Source organism: Mycobacterium sp. IDUB_5 (assembly GCF_055419565.1).
On the sequence record NZ_JBVAXX010000001.1, the window covers coordinates 355,218 to 373,410 of the forward strand.

Here is an 18,193-nt window from a genome sequence, read left to right on the forward strand (position 1 = left end):
CCAGTAACTGCGGCTAACTATACCGCCCGGTAACTTCAACGCAAGATCACTGTGAGCAATTTCTGCGCGCTAACCAACCCAGCAGTTGGCCGGGCCTCGATTTTCGCGGCAATCCGCTGCCTGAGCTGGCCTTATACCCCCTTGTGATGATCGTCACGTTTCGGTGTCTAGGGTTGGAGAGATGGTGTCCAGCATCGGTGTCGGAGTGTGGGGAACGGGCAACATGGGCGCGACGGCGATCAGGTCCGTCACCGCGTTTCCGGGGTTGCGTTTGACGGCGGTCCTCACCTCGTCGCCGGACAAAGCGGGCCGGGATGCGGCGACGTTCGCCGGACTGGACGCGCCGACGGGAATCGAGGCCAGTACCGACGTCGACGCGGTACTGGGCCACGTAGACGCGGTGGCCTACATGGCCTCCGGTGACATCCGGCCCGACGATGCGGTCACCGACATAGAGCGTTGCCTTCGTGCCGGCGCGCACGTCGTCACGCCCTCGCTGTACTCGCTCTACGACCCGGCGTCCGCCCCGCCCGAGTGGGTGCAGCGCCTCACCGCGGCCGCCGAAGAAGGTGGAGCGTCGTTGCTGGTAAGCGGTGTCGACCCCGGCTGGGCCAACGACGCGCTGGCCGTGACGGCCGCCGGTCTGTGCACCCGCATCCGCACGATCACCTGCCAGGAGATCTTCGACTACTCCACCTACGACCAGCCCTACGCGGTGAAGGTGTCCTGCGGATTCGGCGGGCCGATGGAGGAGACGCCGATGATGCTGCTGCCCTCGATCCCGACGATGGTGTGGGGCGGCAACATCCGCCTCATCGGCCGCGGTTTGGGCATCGAGATCGACGAGATCACCGAGGAGGTCGAGCGGTTACCGCTCGAGGACACCGTGGACACGGTGATGGGTCGGTTCGAGAAGGGCACTCAAGGCGCTTTCTTCCTGCGCGTCATCGGCTGGGCCGGCGGCACGCAACGCGTGATCGTCGAACACATCACGCGCATTCACCCCACGTGCGCCCCGCAGTGGCCGCAGCCAGATCAAGGGGTGGGCGATCACCGTGTGATCGTCGACGGCGATCCGCAACTGACCATCGTGACGAGGGCCGACGTGCCCGGCGGGAGCCGCGCCGACGGCGGCAACACCACCGCGGCCAACCGCCTGCTGGGCGCCATCGGCTGGTTGGTCACCCAGAAGCCGGGCATCTACGACGGGCTCGACGTCCCGCTGCATCCCCCGCTCGCGACCGAGGTCGAGGCGACCCGCTGGGCCTGAGCCCCCCGATCAGTGCCCGGCGAGGCGCTTGTTGACCAACCGGGTGAGCCACGCCGGGGAGAACCGGGCCCCGGCCGCCAAGGCCTTGGCCTGGGTGCCGACCGGGAAGTGCACCTGCCGCAGCACCTTTCGGGTCAGGGTGGGTTCGATCGCGGCGGCAATGCCTTCCGCGATGTCCTGCGCGGTGAGCCGGATACCCAGCGAGGTGGTGGTGCCGGTGCTGACGTCGCGGGTCATCGCGGTGTTCACGTACAGCGGCCACATGTCGATCACCCGGATGTCGTGGCGGGCCCACTCCAGGTTCAGCGCCTCGGTCATGGCGCGGACGAAGAACTTGGTCGCGCTGTAGTTGGCGAGCTCGGCCTGGCCGTAGATCGCCGACGCCGAACCCAGGTTCACCACCACGGCGCCGCGGGTGCTCTTCAGATAGGGGAATCCCGCGTGCAGACCGTTCACGACGCCTTTGACGTTGACCTCGACCTCGCGGTGGTGCACATCGAGCGGAATCTCCTCGAAGCGGCCGGCATTGAGTAGCCCCGCGTTGTTGATCAGGACGTCGAGCCTGCCGCCTGCGGTTTCGTGGAACTCGGCCAGTCGACGGGCCATCTCCTCGGCGTCGGTGACGTCGAGATGGCCGACGACACCGCGACCGCCCACCGCCTGAAGGTCACGCTCGAGGACGGCCAGCCGCTCGTCGTCGATGTCGTAGGCGCCGACGAAGTAGCCGCGCTGGGCGAGGAGCAGGGCGGTGGCCCGGCCGATTCCGGTCGCTCCACCGGTGATGAACACCGATCTGGTCATGGATTGCTCCTCCTCAGGAATTCAGTTGCCAGACAGCGAAATTGAGACACAAGGCGAACGTCGTCCACGCGAGATAGGGGACGAGGAGCCAGCCGGCCGGTGCGCTTCGGCGGAAGAACAGGACGACGGTGCCGATCAGGATCAGCCACAGCACGCTCAGTTCGGCGAATGCGATGCCGCGCCACCCGAGGCCGAAGAACAGCGGCGTCCACGCGGCGTTGAGCACCAGCTGAGCGGCGTAGGCGCCGAGCGCTGACCGGGTGTCCTGCGACGGCCCGCTGCGCCAGACCAGCCACGCCGCCACGGCCATCATCGTGTACAGCAGCGTCCACACGAGACCGAACACCCAGGACGGCGGCGCCCACCCCGGCTGCTGCAGCCGGGCGTAATCCTCGGCCGACGTCGCCGACGCCAGCCCGCCCAGTGCCGACGCCACGACGACCGCAGCCACCGAGATCGCGAGCGCGATAACGTTTTTGGAGCGCGTCGGCTGCTGGGTGTCGACCATGCCGAACCACCCTACCCGGCGGCTGTACGCCGCCGGCCGGCGCGGTCACGACGTCGGAATTCCGTTCGATTTACCCGGACTGCTCTGCCTCAGCCGGTGGTTCCGCGTCGGGCAGCTGGCCCACCAGGTACTCGGCCAGCCCGCCGATCGACGGGTAGTCGAACACCGCGGTCGCGTTGATCGTGAAGGCGCCACCGAACTGGCTGTGCAACCGGTTCCGCAGCTCGATCGCCATCAGCGAATCCGTCCCCAGGTCCAGGAACCGCGCCGACGCCGCGGGCGGCTGTGCCAGGCGCAGGAAGTTCTGCACCTCGCGCTGCAGGAACTCGGTGACGAAGCCGGCCCGCGCAGGCACGGGGATCTCCTGCAGCTGGCGCAGCAGCTCACTGTCCCCGGTCACCTCGCCGCCGTCGCGCGGCAACACCAGGTCCAGGATCGGCGGACGTGCCGCGCCCAGCACCTTGGCCGCGCGCTGCCAGTTGGCCTTGATCACCGTCGCCTGCCCGGTCCCGTTGGCCACCACCTCGGCCAGCGCCCCGAGCGCGGCCGAGGGTTCCAGCGGGATCAACCCCTGGGCGCTGATGTTCGCGCTCGCCGCCTCCGACGACGCCATCCCGCCCCGGCCCCAGGGGCCGAAGTTGACGCCGGTCGCCGGCAGGCCGGCAGCGCGTCGCTGGGCGATGAGGCCGTCGAGGAACGCGTTGGCGGTCGCGTAGTTGGCCTGGCCGGGGGAGCCGAACACACTCGACACCGACGACGACACGATGAAGAATTCGAGGTCGTCGTCCCTGGTCAGCCGATCCAGATGAGACGCGCCGAATGCCTTCGGCGCCAACGTCGTCCGGAACCGGTCGAGATCCAGACCGGACAGCAACGCATCGTCGAGCACCCCGGCCAGATGCAGGACACCGCCGAGTGGTGGCAGCTCGGCACGGATGTGCCCGAGTAGCCGGCGCACGTCCTCTTCGTCACCGATATCGGCGGTGACGACGTGCACGCGGCAGCGATACCGCTCGGTGATGTCGTCGATGAGTGCCTGGGCTTCTGTCGACGGGGCACGGCGGCTGGTGAGCACCAGGTCACCCGCGCCCAGCTGAGCCAGGTGCGCTGCGGTGTGGAGCCCGATCGCACCGAGCCCGCCCGTGATCAGATAGGTCCGATCAGGCTGCGGCTGCAACGGGGTCGGCATCTGCAGCACGATCTTGCCGATGTGGCGGGCCTGCTGCATGCGCCGGAACGCGGACCTCGCCTCGGTCAGCGGGTAGATCTCGGCGGGCAGCGGTGTCCACTCGCCCTGGGCCAGCCCGTCGGACACCTCGGTGAGCAGATCGCGGATGCGATCGGGCTCGGTGAACATGACCGTGTCCAGCGCGACGATCTCGTAGGCGATGTCGGGGCGGGCGGCAGCCATCTGCTCGGTGGTCCAGATGTCGCGCTTGGCGATCTCGGCGAACCGGCCGCCCTGGGCCGTGGCGCGCAGCGTCGCGTCGATGAATCCTTCGCTCGTCAGGCTGTTGAGCACCACGTCCACGCCGGCACCGTCGGTGTCGGCCAGGATCTGGTCGGCGAATTCCGTTGTGCGCGAGTCATAGACGTACTTCACGCCCAGCCGGCGCAGCGTGTCCCGCTTGAAGGTGCTCGCGGTGGCGTACACCTCGGCGCCGCAGCGCTGTGCCATCTGGACCGCCGCCAGGCCCACGCCACCGCTGGCGGCGTGGATCAGCACCTTGTCGCCGGGCTTCAGCTGCGCCCAGTCGAACGACAACCGGACCGTCAGCGCGGCGGCAGGGATCGTCGCGGCCTCCACCGCGCTGATGCCGTCGGGAATCGGCGCGAGGAACTGGCCGGGCACGTTGAACCGGCTCGCGAACGCGCCCTGCATGGAGCCGTAGACGCGCTGTCCCACAGCGAGTCCGGTGACACCGTCGCCGAGCTGGGTGACCGTGCCGGCGAAGTCGCCGCCGATGGCTCCTGGATCGCCGGGGTAGAGGCCGAGCACGTTGAGCACGTCGCGGAAGTTCAGCCCCGCGGCCTCGACGCGCACCTGCACGTATCCGTTGGCGGGCGGGTCCACCTCGGTCTCGGTCAGCCGCAGGTTGTCGATCGCGCCGCGTTCCGTGGGCGCCAGCACGTAGTCGCTGGATCGTGGGACGCTCAGGTGACCGCCGCGGGCCCACGGCAGCAACCGCGATGCCAGCAACTTCCCTTGGCGGACGGCCACTTCCGGCTCGTCGACGGGCTGGGCCACCAAACCGGCCAGCACCGCGACCGCCTCAGCCGAGCCGTCGCAGTCCACCAGGCGGGGACGCAGCGCCGGTTCCTCGTTGACCGCGGTACGCCCGAAGCCCCACAGGGCCGCCTGCACCGGGTCGACCGGTTCGCCCGACTCGCAGGCGACGGCCCGCTCGGTGACGATCCAGAGACCGTGCGGAAGTTTCACTCCGGTTTCGGAGCCGCTCTGGACCGCGTGCACGGCGCCGAGCAGGTCGGTGATCTCCTGCTCGAGACGGACATCCACCGCGCCTGTCTGCGGCCCGGCTGCTCGCCAGACCACGCCGGAGAAGCCGGCACCACGCTGATGCGCCTCGATCAGCACCTGGCCCAGCGGTGTCGTATCGGTGGCCCGATCGAGCGCGAGCGCCCCGGGAACCGCAGCCGCGAGCTCGGCGAAGTTGGCGACCAGCCAGGTTCCGCTCGGCGATACCGCATCGGTGTCCGGCTTGGCTTCTGGGATTGGCACCTCGTGCCAGCCCACGGTGTAGAGCAGCCGGCTGGTGTCGCCGCCGAGCCCGCGCAGTAAGGCCTCGCGGGGGGCGCGCTTGACCGTGAACTCTCGGATTCCGCCGAGGCGGTTGCCGTCACGGTCGACGAAATCGAGGTCGAACACCTGGGTTTCGTTGTCGAGAGCGTTCTGGTGCCACGTCGCGCGGCAGTAGAACCGCCGAGGCATCGGCTGCGTCACGGAGACCTCGCCGTATCGCAGCGGCAGGAAGAGGTCGGAGACGCCCTGTTCGGCCGCCAGCAGCGCCGGGAAGGCGGGAAACGCGACGCCGGTGCAGAGGTCCATCAGCACCGGGTGCATCGGTTCGCTGCCGAGATGCTCGGTCAGTTCCTCGCCGACCAGGATGTCGCCGATCGCTTCACCGTCGCCGAGCCACAACGACTTCAACGAGCCCGACCAGTTCGGGCCCCACGCCAACTCGAGGTCGGCGAAGGTCTCGAACAGTTCCTGCGGGCGCATCCGGGTGAGCCGCTCGAGTGCGTTCTCGACTGGATCGCTGTCGGGGCCGCCGCCGGTTACTGCGTCGTCCCGCCCGGCGATGACCGTGCCCTCGGCGTTGAGCGACCATTCAGCCCCCTGCTCGCCGTAGGCGCGGCTGTGCACCTGGAACGACCACTGGCCGGCGTCGGCCGCCGGATGCAGGGTCAGCTGCACTTCCCGAGAGGCCTTCTCCGGCAGAATGATCGGCTCGTAGAAGAACACGTCGGTGGCGCGTGCCGGGGCATTGACGGCGGCCAGCGCCATCGCCGCGTACGTCGCGCCGGGCACGACGACGGTGCCGTAGATGACGTGGTCGGACAACCACGGCTGAGTCTTGACCGACAGCCTGCTGGTGTAGATCGTGTCGCCGTTGGCCAGATCCTTTTCAGCACCCAGGATGCCCGACCCGACGGCTCCGCCGCCGTCCATCGCGATCGCGGCCGTCTTCGGCCAGAAGCGTCGGTGCTGGAACGGGTAGGTGGGCAGTTCCAGCACCTGACGACCCCGGTGCGACACCGCGGCGAAGTCGGGTCGGTGGCCCGAGACGTACACCCCGGACAGCGCGTCGGCGATCTGGCGCTGATCGCCGACACCCTTGCGCAGTGACGCGATCGCCCGCGGCGCCGGCATGTGCTCGGGCCAGACCTGCACGGCCGCGCCCGTCAGCACCGGCTGAGGGCCGATCTCCATCAGGACCGAGCATCCCAACGCCGCTACGGTGCGCACGCTCTCCGCGAACTGCACGGGTTGGCGGGAATGTCGACGCCAGTACTCGGCATCCAGTGTGGCGTGACCGGTGAGCACCGCCCCGGTCCGGTTGCACACCAGCGGCAGTGTCGGGCTGGCGAAGTCCAATTGGGCCGCATAGGACTGGAACTCGTCGAGAACCGGGTCGAGCAGCTCGGAGTGGAACGCGTGGCTGGTCTCCAGCCAGGTGCACCGGATGCCGTCCTCGTTGAAGGTGGCGACGATCTGCTCGAGGTCCTCGCCGGGCCCGGACAGCACGGTGTTGGGGCCGTTGTAGGCCGCCACCGACACCCGCGGATGGCCGCCGGCGGCTTGTTCTACCTTGCCGGCGTCGGCGAACACCGCCACCATCCGGCCGCCCTCGGGCAGCTCGCCGAACAACCGACCGCGCTGGGCCATCAGCCGGGCACCGTCGGCCAGGCTGAACACCCCGGCCACGCACGCCGCCGCGTACTGCCCCACGCTGTGGCCGAGCACGACGTCGGGTTCGATGCCCCACGACTGCCACAGCCGCGCCAACCCCATCTCGACGGCGAAGAGCGCGGGCTGCGCGAACGACGTGTGTCGCAACCGCTTTCCGGCCTGGCCCCCGGTCTCGCGATCGGTGGCGAACAGCACCTCGAGCAGCGGGGTCGGGAGAAGGTCATCGATCGCCGCCGAGCATTCGTCCACGGCGGCGGCGAACACGGGCTGCGTCTGGTACAGCTCACGCGCCATGCCCGGATACTGACTGCCCTGGCCGGTGAACAACCACGCCGTCGTGGGGCGATGCGTGTGCTCGCCGCGAACGACCCCGGGCCGCAACCGGTTCGCAGCCAGGTCGGCCAGACCAATACGGGCGTCGGCCACCGACTCGACCACCAGCGCGGCGCGATGCTCGAAGTGGGAGCGTCCCGTCCCGGCGGTCAGACACACGTCGGCGATGTCGGCCTCGGGATGGGCGCTCACCCACGCCTCGTACCGCTGAGCCAACGCCACCAACGCTTCCGGCGACCGCGCGGACAGCGGCAGCACGCTCACGGTGTCGACGGGGGCTGTCTCCGGCTCCGGAACGGCCACCGGCGGTGCCTCTTCGACCAGCACGTGGGCGTTGGTCCCGGTGAAGCCGAACGAACTCACTCCGGCGCGGCGCGGCCGGCCCTTGGCCTGCCACGGTGTCGCGTCCCCCAGCACCTGCACCGGGAGGGTGTCCCACGGGATGTGCGGGGACGGGGTGTCGAAATGCAGGCTCTTGGGCAGCATCTCGTGCTGCAGGGACAGCACGACCTTGATCAGACCGGCTGCGCCCGAGGCGGATTCGGTGTGGCCGATGTTCGTCTTCACCGATCCCATCATCAGTGGCGCGCTGCGTGAGTCACCGTAGGCGGCCGCGGCGGCCTGCACCTCGATCGGATCGCCCAGTGGGGTACCCGTGCCGTGGGCCTCGAGGTAGTCGACGTCCGCGCCGGTGAGACCGGCCCGGGCGAGAACCGACCCGATCAACCGTTGCTGGGCGCCACCGTTGGGCACGGTCAGCCCGCTCGAGGCGCCGTCCTGGTTGACGCCGCTGCCGGCGATGACGGCGCAGATCGGATCCCCGTCGCGCTGGGCGTCGCTGAGGCGTTTGAGCACCAGGACACCGCAGCCCTCGCTGCGCACGTACCCATCCGCCGACGCGTCGAAGGTCTTGCACCGGCCCACCGGTGAGAGCATGCGGGCCCGCGAGGCCGCCACCGTGGTCACCGGGCTCAGCAGCACGTTGACGCCACCGGCGACGGCCAGGTCGCAATCGCCGGAGTGCAGGGCCTGGCAGGCCTGGTGCACGGCCACCAGCGCCGAGCTGCAGGCGGTGTCGACTGCGACGGCGGGACCTTCGAGGCCGAGCGCGAAGGCCACCCGGCCCGAGATCGCGTTGAGCGCGTTGCCGGTGATGAAGTGCGGTTGGATCTTGTCGATGGACTCCGCCGACAGCAGGTGGGCGTACTCGTTGGCGGCGACGCCGGTGAACACGCCGGTGCGGCTGCCGCGCAACGATGCAGGTGACAAGCCCGCGCGTTCCAGGCCTTCCCAGACGGTTTCGAGCATCAACCGTTGCTGCGGCTCGATCCAGACGGCCTCGCGGGGGGAGATGCCGAAGAACTCGGGATCGAATCCGTCGATCCCGTCGAGGAATCCGCCGAATCGCGAGTAGATCTTGCCCGGGGCGTCCGGATCGGGGTCGTAGAACTCGTCGATGTCGAAGCGGTCGTCGGGAACCTCGCGGATCGCGTCGACGCCACCGGCCAGGACGTCCCAGAACGCCTCCGGGTCGGGGGCTCCGGGGAACCGGCAGGACACCGCGACGATCGCGATCGGCTCATCGCTGCGGGCGGCGGGGGCGACCGTCGCCGCCCGGGCGGCCGGCGCGTCGGTGAGGCCGAGTACGTCGTCGAGCAGGTAGTCGGCGACGGCATCGATCCGCGGATGATCCATGGCCAGGGTCGCCGGAATGGGTTGACCCACGCCGGTCTCGATGCGGCCACGCAGTTCGACGGCCATCAGGGAGTCCATGCCGATGTCGAAGAAGCCGGCGTCCTCGCGGACCTCTGCCACATCCACCCGCGTCACCTCGGCCACGGCGTCACGCAGGTAGTCGATCAGCAGTCTGCGGCGCTGTTGGACCGGCGCGTTGGTGAGGCGCGTGACCAGCTCGGTGGGGCCGCCGGCGGTTGCAACCGAGGCTTGCTGTGGCAGTTCTCGATCGAGCTCGGTGAGGAAGCCACGTCGACCGGTCTGCTCGTAGAGAGGCAGGAAACGTGCCCAGTCGACGCGGGCCACCACGGCCTGGGCGCAATTCCCGGCACAGGCGTCGGCGAGGCCGGCCAGGGCATCGGCGGGCGACAGTGTGATGACGCCGCGCTCCTCGAGTCGAGCGCGGGCCTGCGCATCGGCCATCCCTGCTGACCCTGTCGATGCCCATGGCCCGAAGTTCACAGCTGTGGCCCCGACACCGCGATCACGCAGCCGCCAGGACAACCCGTCGAGGAAGGCGTTGGCGGCGCCGTAGGCCGTCTGCCCGAAGCTGCCCCATACCGAGGCGATCGACGACGTGCTGATGAAGAAGTCCAGTGCCAGATCACGGGCCGCTTCACTGAGATGCCATGCACCCCAGACCTTTCCGGCAAAAACCCGGTCGATCTCGGTGTCGTCCTGAGCGCTCATCGGGCTGGCGCCGATCTCCCCGGCCGCGTGCACGATGCCGGCAAGCGGCGGACGGTCGGCACGTGACGCGAGCAGCTTGGCCACGCCGTGGGCGTCGGCGACGTCGGCGGTGGCGACCTCGACCTGGCAGCCGTACCGCTCGGAGAGTGCGGCGATGCGCGCGCCGGCGGCCTCGCTGGGCGCGCGGCGGCTGGTGAGCAGCAGATGCCTCGCACCGTGGGCGGCGAGGTAGCCGGCGATCTCCAGGCCGATCGAGCCCAGCCCGCCGGTGACGAGATACGTCGCGCCGGAACGGATGGGCAGGGCGTTGGTGACCGGCTGCCCGGTCCGCCGGGTCAGTCGGGGCACGTGCAGGCCGTCGGCGCGGATCGCGAGTTGGTCCTCGCGGACGCTGGTGTCAGCGGCGCTGATCCGACCGATCAGCGCCGACCATTCTTCGGTGGTGCCGGCGCCCAGGTCGGCGAGCCCACCCCACAGCTGAGGGGCCTCGAGGGCCGCGGCGCGGCCGAAGCCCCACAGGCAGCTCTGATGCGGGGCGACGACGTCGCCGTCGGTGACGTGGAGCGCGCCGCGGGTCAGTACCCAGATGGGTGTGCGGACGTCGGCGGCCACCGCTGCGCGGAACAGTCGGCGAGTTCCCGGCAGCACGCTGTGCTGCATCCGCAGCAGCGACTGCATGGAGAACCCGGCGTCGTCGAGCGCGCCGACGTGCAGGATGCGCAGGCCGGGATCGGCCGCGGCGTCGCGCATCGTCTCGGTGAAGGCGGCCTCGTCGGCGTCGGTCAGGGGCAGCCCTACGGTGCGGTACCGGTGTCCGCGGGCAGTCAGCAGCTCCGTCAGTGGGCGGATCACCTGGGTGTCGTCACCGATGACGAGCCACGAGGCCGCATCCGTGACGTCGGAACCCGCGGACGGGGCAAGCTCCCAGCGGATCTCGTAGCGGGCGTCGGTGATCGACTGCGCGTCGCGTTGCTGATTGTGGTGCGCGGCAAGCTTGGTCAGGATGTCGCGGGCGAGCGGGTCGTCTGCGGAGGAGCCGAGCAGCGCTGCGAGTTCGTCGATGCGGCCGTCTTCGAGGAGCCCGACGGTCGCCGTGCGCGGACCGCCGGCCTGCTGTGCTTTCGGCTGCTCGTCCTCGTCGCGGAACCAGTAGCGGCGATGCTCGAACGGGTAGGTCGGCAGGTCGAGTACGCGTGCGCCGGCGGGTCGGATGGCGCCGAAATCGGGCTGGTGGCCCAGCACATAGGCGTCAGCCAGTGCTTCGTGGATCTGCCGACGGTCTGCGACCGTGGGCCGCAGCGAGGCGATCACCCGCGGCGTGGTGGCCGGGTCGGGCCAGGCGGTCAGGGCGGCGGCGGTCAGGACAGGCCGGGGCCCGATCTCCACCAACACCTTGCAGTTCATCTCCGCCAGCGTCCGGATGCTCGCGGCGAACTGGACGGGCTGACGGGCGTGGCGGCGCCAGTACGCACCGTCGAGGCTGGTGCTGCGGCCCAGTGCCGTGCCGGTGCGGTTGTCGATGAGGATCCGTTGCGGCGCACCGAACGTGAATTGTGATGCTGCGGCCTCGAATTCGTCGAGGATCGGGTCGAGCAGCGCCGAGTGGAAGGCGTGGCTGGTCTCGAGCCAGTCGCAGCGGATGTTGTCGGCGGTCAGCGTCGCGACCGCTTTCTCGAGATCGGCTGCGGGGCCGGACAGCACGGTGTTGGCGCCGTTGTAGGCGGCCACCGACAGTGTCGGGATGTCGTCGACCACGGCCTCGACCCGGTCGGCGGACGCGAAGATCGCCGCCATCCGGCCGCCGGCGGGCAGGCTGCCGAAGAGCTTGCCGCGCAACGCCATCAACCGGGCGCCGTCGGCCAGGCCGAACACCCCTGCCACACATGCGGCGGTGTACTGCCCGACGCTGTGGCCGAGCACGACGTCGGGCTGCAGACCCCACGACTGCCACAGTCGGGCCAGTCCCATCTCCACGGCGAACAGGGCGGGCTGGGCATAGGACGTCTGCCGCAGGGCCTCCTGCGCGTCCGTGCTGTCCGTGTCGTTGCCGATGTCGAATACGACATCGAGGAGCGGGGTGTCGAGCAGGTCGGCGACGGCATCGGCGCACTCGTCCACAGTCGCGGCGAACACCGGCTCGGAGTCGTACAGGTCGCGCGCCATGCCGGGGTACTGGCTGCCCTGCCCGGTGAACAGCCAGGCCGTCTTGGGAACGTCGTGGGCCTCGCCGCGCACCAGCCCCGGCGCAGGTCGGTCGTCAGCCACGGCGGCCAGCAGCTCCAGTGCGGCGTCGCGGGAGTCGGCCACCAGCGCAGCCCGGTGCTCGGTGTGTGCGCGGGCCCCGCCCGCGGTGAAACAGACGTCGGTCAGCGTCGCCTCGGGATGCGCGGTCCACCAGTCGCGGTACGCGCCGGCGAGTGCCCGCAGCGCGGAGGGGGTGCGAGCCGACAGCGGCAGCAGCTGCGGGCCCTCGGCCACCTCGTCCTCGGTGCCGGTGTCGAGCAGCGGGGCTTCCTCGAGGATCACGTGTGCGTTGGTGCCGGCGAAGCCGAACGAACTCACCCCGGCGATGCGCGGCCGGTCCTGGCGGGGCCAGGGTGTCGCCGACGTGACCACCTCCACGGGCAGCCGATTCCACGGGATGTGCGGCGACGGGTTCTCGAAATTCAGGTGCCTGGGCAGGGTTTCGTGCTCGAGGGAGAGGATCACCTTGATGACGCCCGCGATGCCTGCGGCGGCCTCGAGGTGTCCGATGTTGGTCTTGGCCGAGCCGATCAGCAGGGGCCGGTCGACCTCGCGACCCTCCCCGAGCGCGGCGCCGGCGGCCTGTGCCTCGATCGGATCGCCCAGCGAGGTCCCCGTGCCGTGGGCTTCGAGGTAGTCGACCTCGCGGGGGGCGACGCCGGCGCGACGCAGCGCTGCACCGATGACGCGCTGCTGGGCGACGCCGTTGGGAACGGTCAACCCGCCGGAGGCGCCGTCCTGGTTGATCGCGCTGCCACGGATCACCGCACGGATGTGGTCACCGTCGCGCACCGCGTCCTCGAGCCGCTTGATGACGACGATCCCGCAGCCCTCGCCGCGCACGTAGCCGTCGGCGGCGGCGTCGAACGTCTTGCACCGCCCGTCGGGGGCCAGCATGTGCGCGTTGGAGAACGTGATCATCGTGGCCGGGGTCAGCAGGACATTGGCCCCGCCCGCCATTGCGAGGTCGCATTCGCCCAGCTGCAGCGCCTGGCAGGCCTGGTGGATCGCAACCAGCGAGGAGCTGCACGCGGTGTCGACGGCCACCGCGGGCCCCTGCAGGCCCAGTCGGTAGCTGATCCGGCCGGCAGCGGCCGCATTGGACGTCCCGATGGCCATGTAGGCCTCGATCTCGGGATAGTCCAGTTGATCGGACAACATGCCCAGGTAGTCGTGGGTCGCCAACCCGACGAACACGCCGGTGTCGCTGCCGGCGAGCGACGACGGCGCGATGCCCGCATGCTCGAGCGCGTGCCACGAGGTCTCCAGGAGCAGGCGGTGCTGCGGATCCATCTGCCGCACTTCGCGGGTCGACATCCCGAAGAACGGCGCATCGAAGCCGGTGACGTCGTCGACGAACCCGGCCCGCCGGGTCGCCACCTTGCCGGGGGCGCCGGGCTCGGCGTCGTAGAAGGCTTCGGCGTTCCAGCGGTCCGCGGGCACCTCGGAGATGGCGTCGCGGCCCTCGTGCAGCAGGTCCCAGAAGGCGTCGGCGTCCGGCGCCCCTGGCAGTCGGGCTGCGTACCCGATGACGGCGAAGCGTGCTGCCGGCTCGTTCGGATGTGCAGCGGAGACCATGCCGCTTTCCCCCCTCATCAGCGGTGAACTTACTCGGCGGTCAGATTAGCGCGCGCATCATGCACAATGTCATCCGAACGTCATGTTCGATAGTGGGTCAGTGGGGAGGACGGCGCAGTGCGCATCGGCAAGATCACGGTTGGCGCACTCGACGAGTGGTCGGTCGCCCCAGGTTCGGTGACGTCCTGGCACCCGACGCTGGCGTCGATCGAGAAGGCGCGCCGTGCGCCCGTCAGCCCTGTGCCCGTCAGCTACATGCAGGGCCAGCACCTGCGGAACTACCGCGAACGCGCCGCCGCCGGGCTCAACTTCTCGCGCCAGATCATCGCCAGCTGCGACGTCGCCGGCCAATGCGACGTCGCGGCGATGGACCATGCGGTGAACAACTACCTCCGGCGGCACGACACGTTCCGCAGCTGGTTCGCCCCCACCGAGGACGGCACGTTCATCCGGCATGCCCTGACCGATTCGGCCGACATCGAGTTCGTCCCCGTCGAGCACGGCCACATGACGATCGAACAGATCCACGCGCACGTCATCGACATCCCCAGTCCGCTGGAGTGGGGATGCTTCACGTTCGGCGTCATCCAGGGCGAGAACCACTTCAGCTTCTTCGCGTCGATGGACCACGTGCACGGTGACGCGACGCTGATCGGCACCACGATGATGGAAGCCAACGGCATGTACTCGGCGCTCAGCGCGAGTGGGCAGGCGCTGCAGCTGCCCGACGCCGGCAGCTTCGACGACTTCTGCGTGCGTGAGCGTGAGTACACCGATTCGCTGGACACCGACTCGCCCGGCGTCGCGGCGTGGCTCGACTTCGCCGAGAACAATTCCGACGGCTTCCCGGAGTTCCCGCTGCCGCTCGGCGATCCGGAGCAGTCCACCCGCAGCACGATGACGTCGCTGCTGCTGATGGACAGCGCGCAGACCGATCGCTTCGAGGCGGCCTGCGCCAGTGCAGGGGCCCGGTTCGTGGGCGGGCTGTTCGCCTGCCTGGCGCAGGTCGAGCACGAGCTGACGGGGGCGCTGACGTACTACGGGCTGACGCCGCGCGATTCGCGCAGCGCGTCGGACAACTTCATGACCCAGGGCTGGTTCACCGGGCTGATCCCGATCGTCGTACCGATCGGCGCCGCGTCGTTCCCCGACGCGGCCTGGTCGGCGCAGTCGGCCTTCGACGCCGGGCTGGCGATGGCCAAGGTGCCCTACTACCGCGTGTTGGAACTGGCGCCTTGGCTGCGCTGGCCGCAGGCGAACTTCCCGGTGACGAACTTCCTGCACGGCGGCGCGGCACCGATGAACGCGATCCTGGCGGCCGGTGAGATGGGGCTCGCCGACAACATCGGCATCTACCCCGATGGCCGGTACTCCTACCAGCTGACGATCTACATCTTCCGTTACGGCGAGGGCACGGCCATGGCGATCATGCATCCGGACAACGCCGTCGCGGCGAAGTCGGTCGATCGCTACATGGCGGCGATGAAGTCGGTGGCGACGCGGGTCGCTGACAGCGGCCAGTGGGGACGCGTCGCTTAGCGTGGGGTACGGCGAGGGTTCGGGGGTGACGACATGGGGCGGCTAGCCGGTCTGGTGGTGCGCTTTCCCTGGGCGGTGATCGCCGTCTGGGTGGCATTGGCCGTGGCCCTGCCGCTGAGTTTCCCCTCGCTGAACGAGATGGCGCAGAAGCACCCGCTGCAGATCCTCCCGGCGGATGCGCCGTCGAGCGTCACCGCCACGAAGATGGCCGACGCGTTCAAGGAGCCGGGGTCGGACAACCTGCTCGTCCTCGCGTTCATCAACGAGTCCGGACTGGTCCCGGCCGACGAGGCCGTCTACCGCAAGGTCGTCGACGCGCTGCGCGACGACGTCACCGACGTGGTGTCAGTGCAGGACTTCGTCAGCACCCCCCAGCTGCGCAAGTTCCTGACCAGCGAGGACAAGACCACCTGGGTGCTTCCGGTGACGCTGGTCGGGGAGCTGGGCACCCCGCGCGCCTACGAATCGTTCAATCGCGTCACCGACGTCATCTCCCATGCCGCGCCGCCGCGCGGGAGCCCGCTGACGGTGCACATCACCGGACCAGCCGCGACGGTCGCCGACCTGACCGTCGCTGGCCAGCAGGACCGGCTGCCCATCGAACTCGCGATCGCGATCCTGGTGCTGACGGTGCTGCTGGTCGTGTACCGCAACCCACTCACGATGCTGCTGCCGCTGATCACGATCGGTGCCTCGGTGCTGATCGCGCAGGGCGTGGTCGCCGGCTATTCGCACCTGACCGGCGCGGGGGTGTCCAACCAGTCGATCGTGTTCCTCAGCGCCATCCTCGCCGGCGCCGGTACCGACTACGCGGTGTTCCTGATCAGCCGATATCACGACTACATCCGCGACGCAGGCTCGAACGACAAGGCCTCCGTCGACGACGCAGTCACCCGCGCGATGATCTCCATCGGCAAGGTGATCACCGCGTCGGCGACCACGGTCGGCATCACGTTCCTGGCGATGAGCTTCGCGACCATGGGCGTGTTCAAGACGATCGGGGTCTCCGCGGCGATCGGGGTGGCCATCGCCTTCCTGGCCGGGCTGACGCTGCTGCCCGCGATCATGGTGCTCGCCGGGCCGCGGGGTTGGATCGGACCGCGCCGGGAGCTGACCGCACAGATGTGGCGACGCTCGGGCATTCGCATCGTGCGCAGACCGGTGCCGCACCTGATCGCCAGCGTGCTGGTGCTGGTGCTGCTGGCCAGTGCGGCCGGGTTCGCGAAATTCAACTACGACGACCGCAAAGCGGTCTCCCCGTCGGCGTCGAGCTCGGTCGGCTACGCCGCGCTGGAGCGTCACTTCCCGATCAGCCAGTCGATTCCGCAGTACGTGCTGGTGCAGTCGCCGCGCGACCTGCGCTCACCGGCGGCGCTGGCCGACCTCGAGCAGATGGCGTCGCGGATCGCGCAGCTCCCTGACATAGGACTGGTCAGTGGTGCCACCCGCCCGCTCGGTGAGGTGCCGCCGGAGTTCCGGGCCACGTTCCAAGCCGGCATCGTCGGTGACCGGCTGGCCGACGGTGCGGCGCAGATCGGGGAGCGCCGCGGTGACCTCAACCGGCTCTCCGGTGGCGCGGACACGCTGGCCGACAGCCTCGGCGAGGTGCGCGCCCAGGTCAACGACATCGCCCCGAGTCTGAAGGGCCTGCTCGACACGATGTCCTCGATCCGTGTCCAGTACGGCGGTGACAAGCTGGTCCGCGACGTGTCCACGGCCGCCAAGCTCGTCGACAGCGTCAACAAGCTCGGGCTGTCGATGGGCGTGAATTTCCGTGCGGTCAAGGACATGTTCGCGTGGATCGGGCCGGTGCTGACCGCGCTGCAGGGCAATGCCGTCTGTGATGCCAACCCCTCCTGCGTCGACACCCGTGCGCAGTTCCAGAAGCTCGCCGACGCGCGCGACGACGGCCGGGTCGACGAGATCAACCAGCTGGCCGGGCAGCTGCAGGGGGTCGACGACAAGGGCAATCTCACCTCGACGGTCAACCAGCTCAACACCATGTTCACCAAGCTGACCAAGACCATTTCCGATCTCGGTCTGGACAGCCCGTCGGGGGCGCGCTCCGGGGTGAACGAGTTGCAGCGCAACGCCAACCGGCTCGCCGACGGCAGCCGGCAGGTGGCCGGGGGCGTGGACCAGTTGGTGGAGCAGATCCAGGTCCTGGCAGCAGGCCTCGACCAGGCGTCGACGTTCCTACTGACGATGCGCAAGGACGCGGGCGCCTCGTCGATGGCGGGCTTCAACATCCCGGCCGAGGTCCTGGCCGCGCCGGAGTTCCAGAAGGCGTCCGCGGCGTACATCTCGCCCGACGGCCATTCGGCGCGCTACCTGGTGCAGACCACACTCAATCCGTTCAGCCCCGAGGCGATGGACCAGGTCAACGCGATCAACGACGTCGCGCGCGGCGCGCAACCCAACACGATGCTGGCGGACGCCACGATCTCGATGGGTGGCTATCCCGCCGCACTGCGGGACACCCGCGACTACTACGAGCGCGACATCCGGTTCATCATCGTGGTCACGTTGATGATCGTGCTGCTGACGCTGATGGTGCTGCTGCGTTCGCTCATCGCGCCGCTGTATCTGGTGGCCTCGGTGGTGCTTTCGTATTTCGCCGCGATCGGCATCGGGGTGCTGACGTTCCAGTACCTCCTCGACCAACCGTTGCACTGGACGGTTCCGCCGTTGGCGTTCGTGGTGCTCGTCGCGGTCGGCGCGGACTACAACATGCTGTTCGTGTCCCGGCTGCGGGACGAATCGCCGCACAGCGTGCGCTTCGGCGTGATCCGGACGCTGGGGTCGACGGGCGGGGTGATCACCGCGGCCGGACTGATCTTCGCGGCATCGATGGCCGGGCTGCTGTTCTCGTCCATCGGCATCGTCGTGCAGGGCGGTTTCGTGATCGGCGTCGGCATCCTGCTGGACACCTTCGTGGTGCGCACCATCACGGTGCCCGCGATCGCCGCCCTGGTCGGGAGGGCCAACTGGTGGCCGTCCCGGGTGACGGCAGCGACGTCGGGGGCGACGTCTGGCACCGAGAAAGCGGAGGCGGTCTGACGTG

6 protein-coding genes are annotated in these 18,193 nt (G+C 69.4%); 3 read left to right on the forward strand and 3 right to left on the reverse strand.

Annotation, left to right across the window (positions count from 1 at the left end):
- Positions 1–223: 223 nt before the first annotated feature.
- Positions 224–1,270 carry an NAD(P)H-dependent amine dehydrogenase family protein gene (locus tag ACZY1G_RS01755; protein ID WP_463821775.1) on the forward strand — a complete coding sequence of 349 codons (1,047 nt, stop codon included), beginning with the start codon at positions 224–226 and terminating at the stop codon, positions 1,268–1,270.
- 9 nt (positions 1,271–1,279) lie between these two features.
- Here the strand turns inward: ACZY1G_RS01755 and ACZY1G_RS01760 are convergent, their stop codons facing one another.
- The 3 genes from ACZY1G_RS01760 to ACZY1G_RS01770 form a co-directional block, all read right to left on the reverse strand.
- Positions 1,280–2,071, reverse strand: coding sequence for an SDR family oxidoreductase (locus ACZY1G_RS01760; protein ID WP_463821436.1), 792 nt, complete (start codon positions 2,069–2,071; stop codon positions 1,280–1,282).
- Positions 2,072–2,084: 13 nt separating this feature from the next.
- Positions 2,085–2,579, reverse strand: coding sequence for a TspO/MBR family protein (locus tag ACZY1G_RS01765; RefSeq protein ID WP_463821437.1), 495 nt, complete (start codon positions 2,577–2,579; stop codon positions 2,085–2,087).
- Positions 2,580–2,649: 70 nt separating this feature from the next.
- Entirely contained in the window at positions 2,650–13,590 is a 10,941-nt protein-coding gene (locus ACZY1G_RS01770) for an SDR family NAD(P)-dependent oxidoreductase (RefSeq protein WP_463821776.1), read from the reverse strand.
- 117 nt (positions 13,591–13,707) lie between these two features.
- On the opposite strand from ACZY1G_RS01770, the gene ACZY1G_RS01775 reads away from it, so the two are divergent.
- Both ACZY1G_RS01775 and ACZY1G_RS01780 read left to right on the forward strand, forming a co-directional pair.
- Complete coding sequence (locus ACZY1G_RS01775) at positions 13,708–15,129, forward strand: condensation domain-containing protein (RefSeq protein WP_463821438.1); 1,422 nt, start codon at positions 13,708–13,710, stop codon at positions 15,127–15,129.
- A gap of 33 nt (positions 15,130–15,162) precedes the next feature.
- Positions 15,163–18,189, forward strand: coding sequence for an MMPL/RND family transporter (locus ACZY1G_RS01780; protein WP_463813319.1), 3,027 nt, complete (start codon positions 15,163–15,165; stop codon positions 18,187–18,189).
- Positions 18,190–18,193: the final 4 nt, after the last annotated feature.

What these genes read in the sequence shown, in the direction of transcription:
- ACZY1G_RS01755 (WP_463821775.1), top strand. Translation starts at nt 224, where the DNA reads ATGGGCGCGACGGCGATCAGGTCCGTCACCGCGTTTCCGGGGTTGCGT.
- ACZY1G_RS01765 (WP_463821437.1), bottom strand. Translation starts at nt 2,579, where the DNA reads ATGGTCGACACCCAGCAGCCGACGCGCTCCAAAAACGTTATCGCGCTC.
- ACZY1G_RS01770 (WP_463821776.1), bottom strand. Translation starts at nt 13,590, where the DNA reads ATGGTCTCCGCTGCACATCCGAACGAGCCGGCAGCACGCTTCGCCGTC.
- ACZY1G_RS01780 (WP_463813319.1), top strand. Translation starts at nt 15,163, where the DNA reads ATGGGGCGGCTAGCCGGTCTGGTGGTGCGCTTTCCCTGGGCGGTGATC.
- ACZY1G_RS01760 (WP_463821436.1), bottom strand. Translation starts at nt 2,071, where the DNA reads ATGACCAGATCGGTGTTCATCACCGGTGGAGCGACCGGAATCGGCCGG.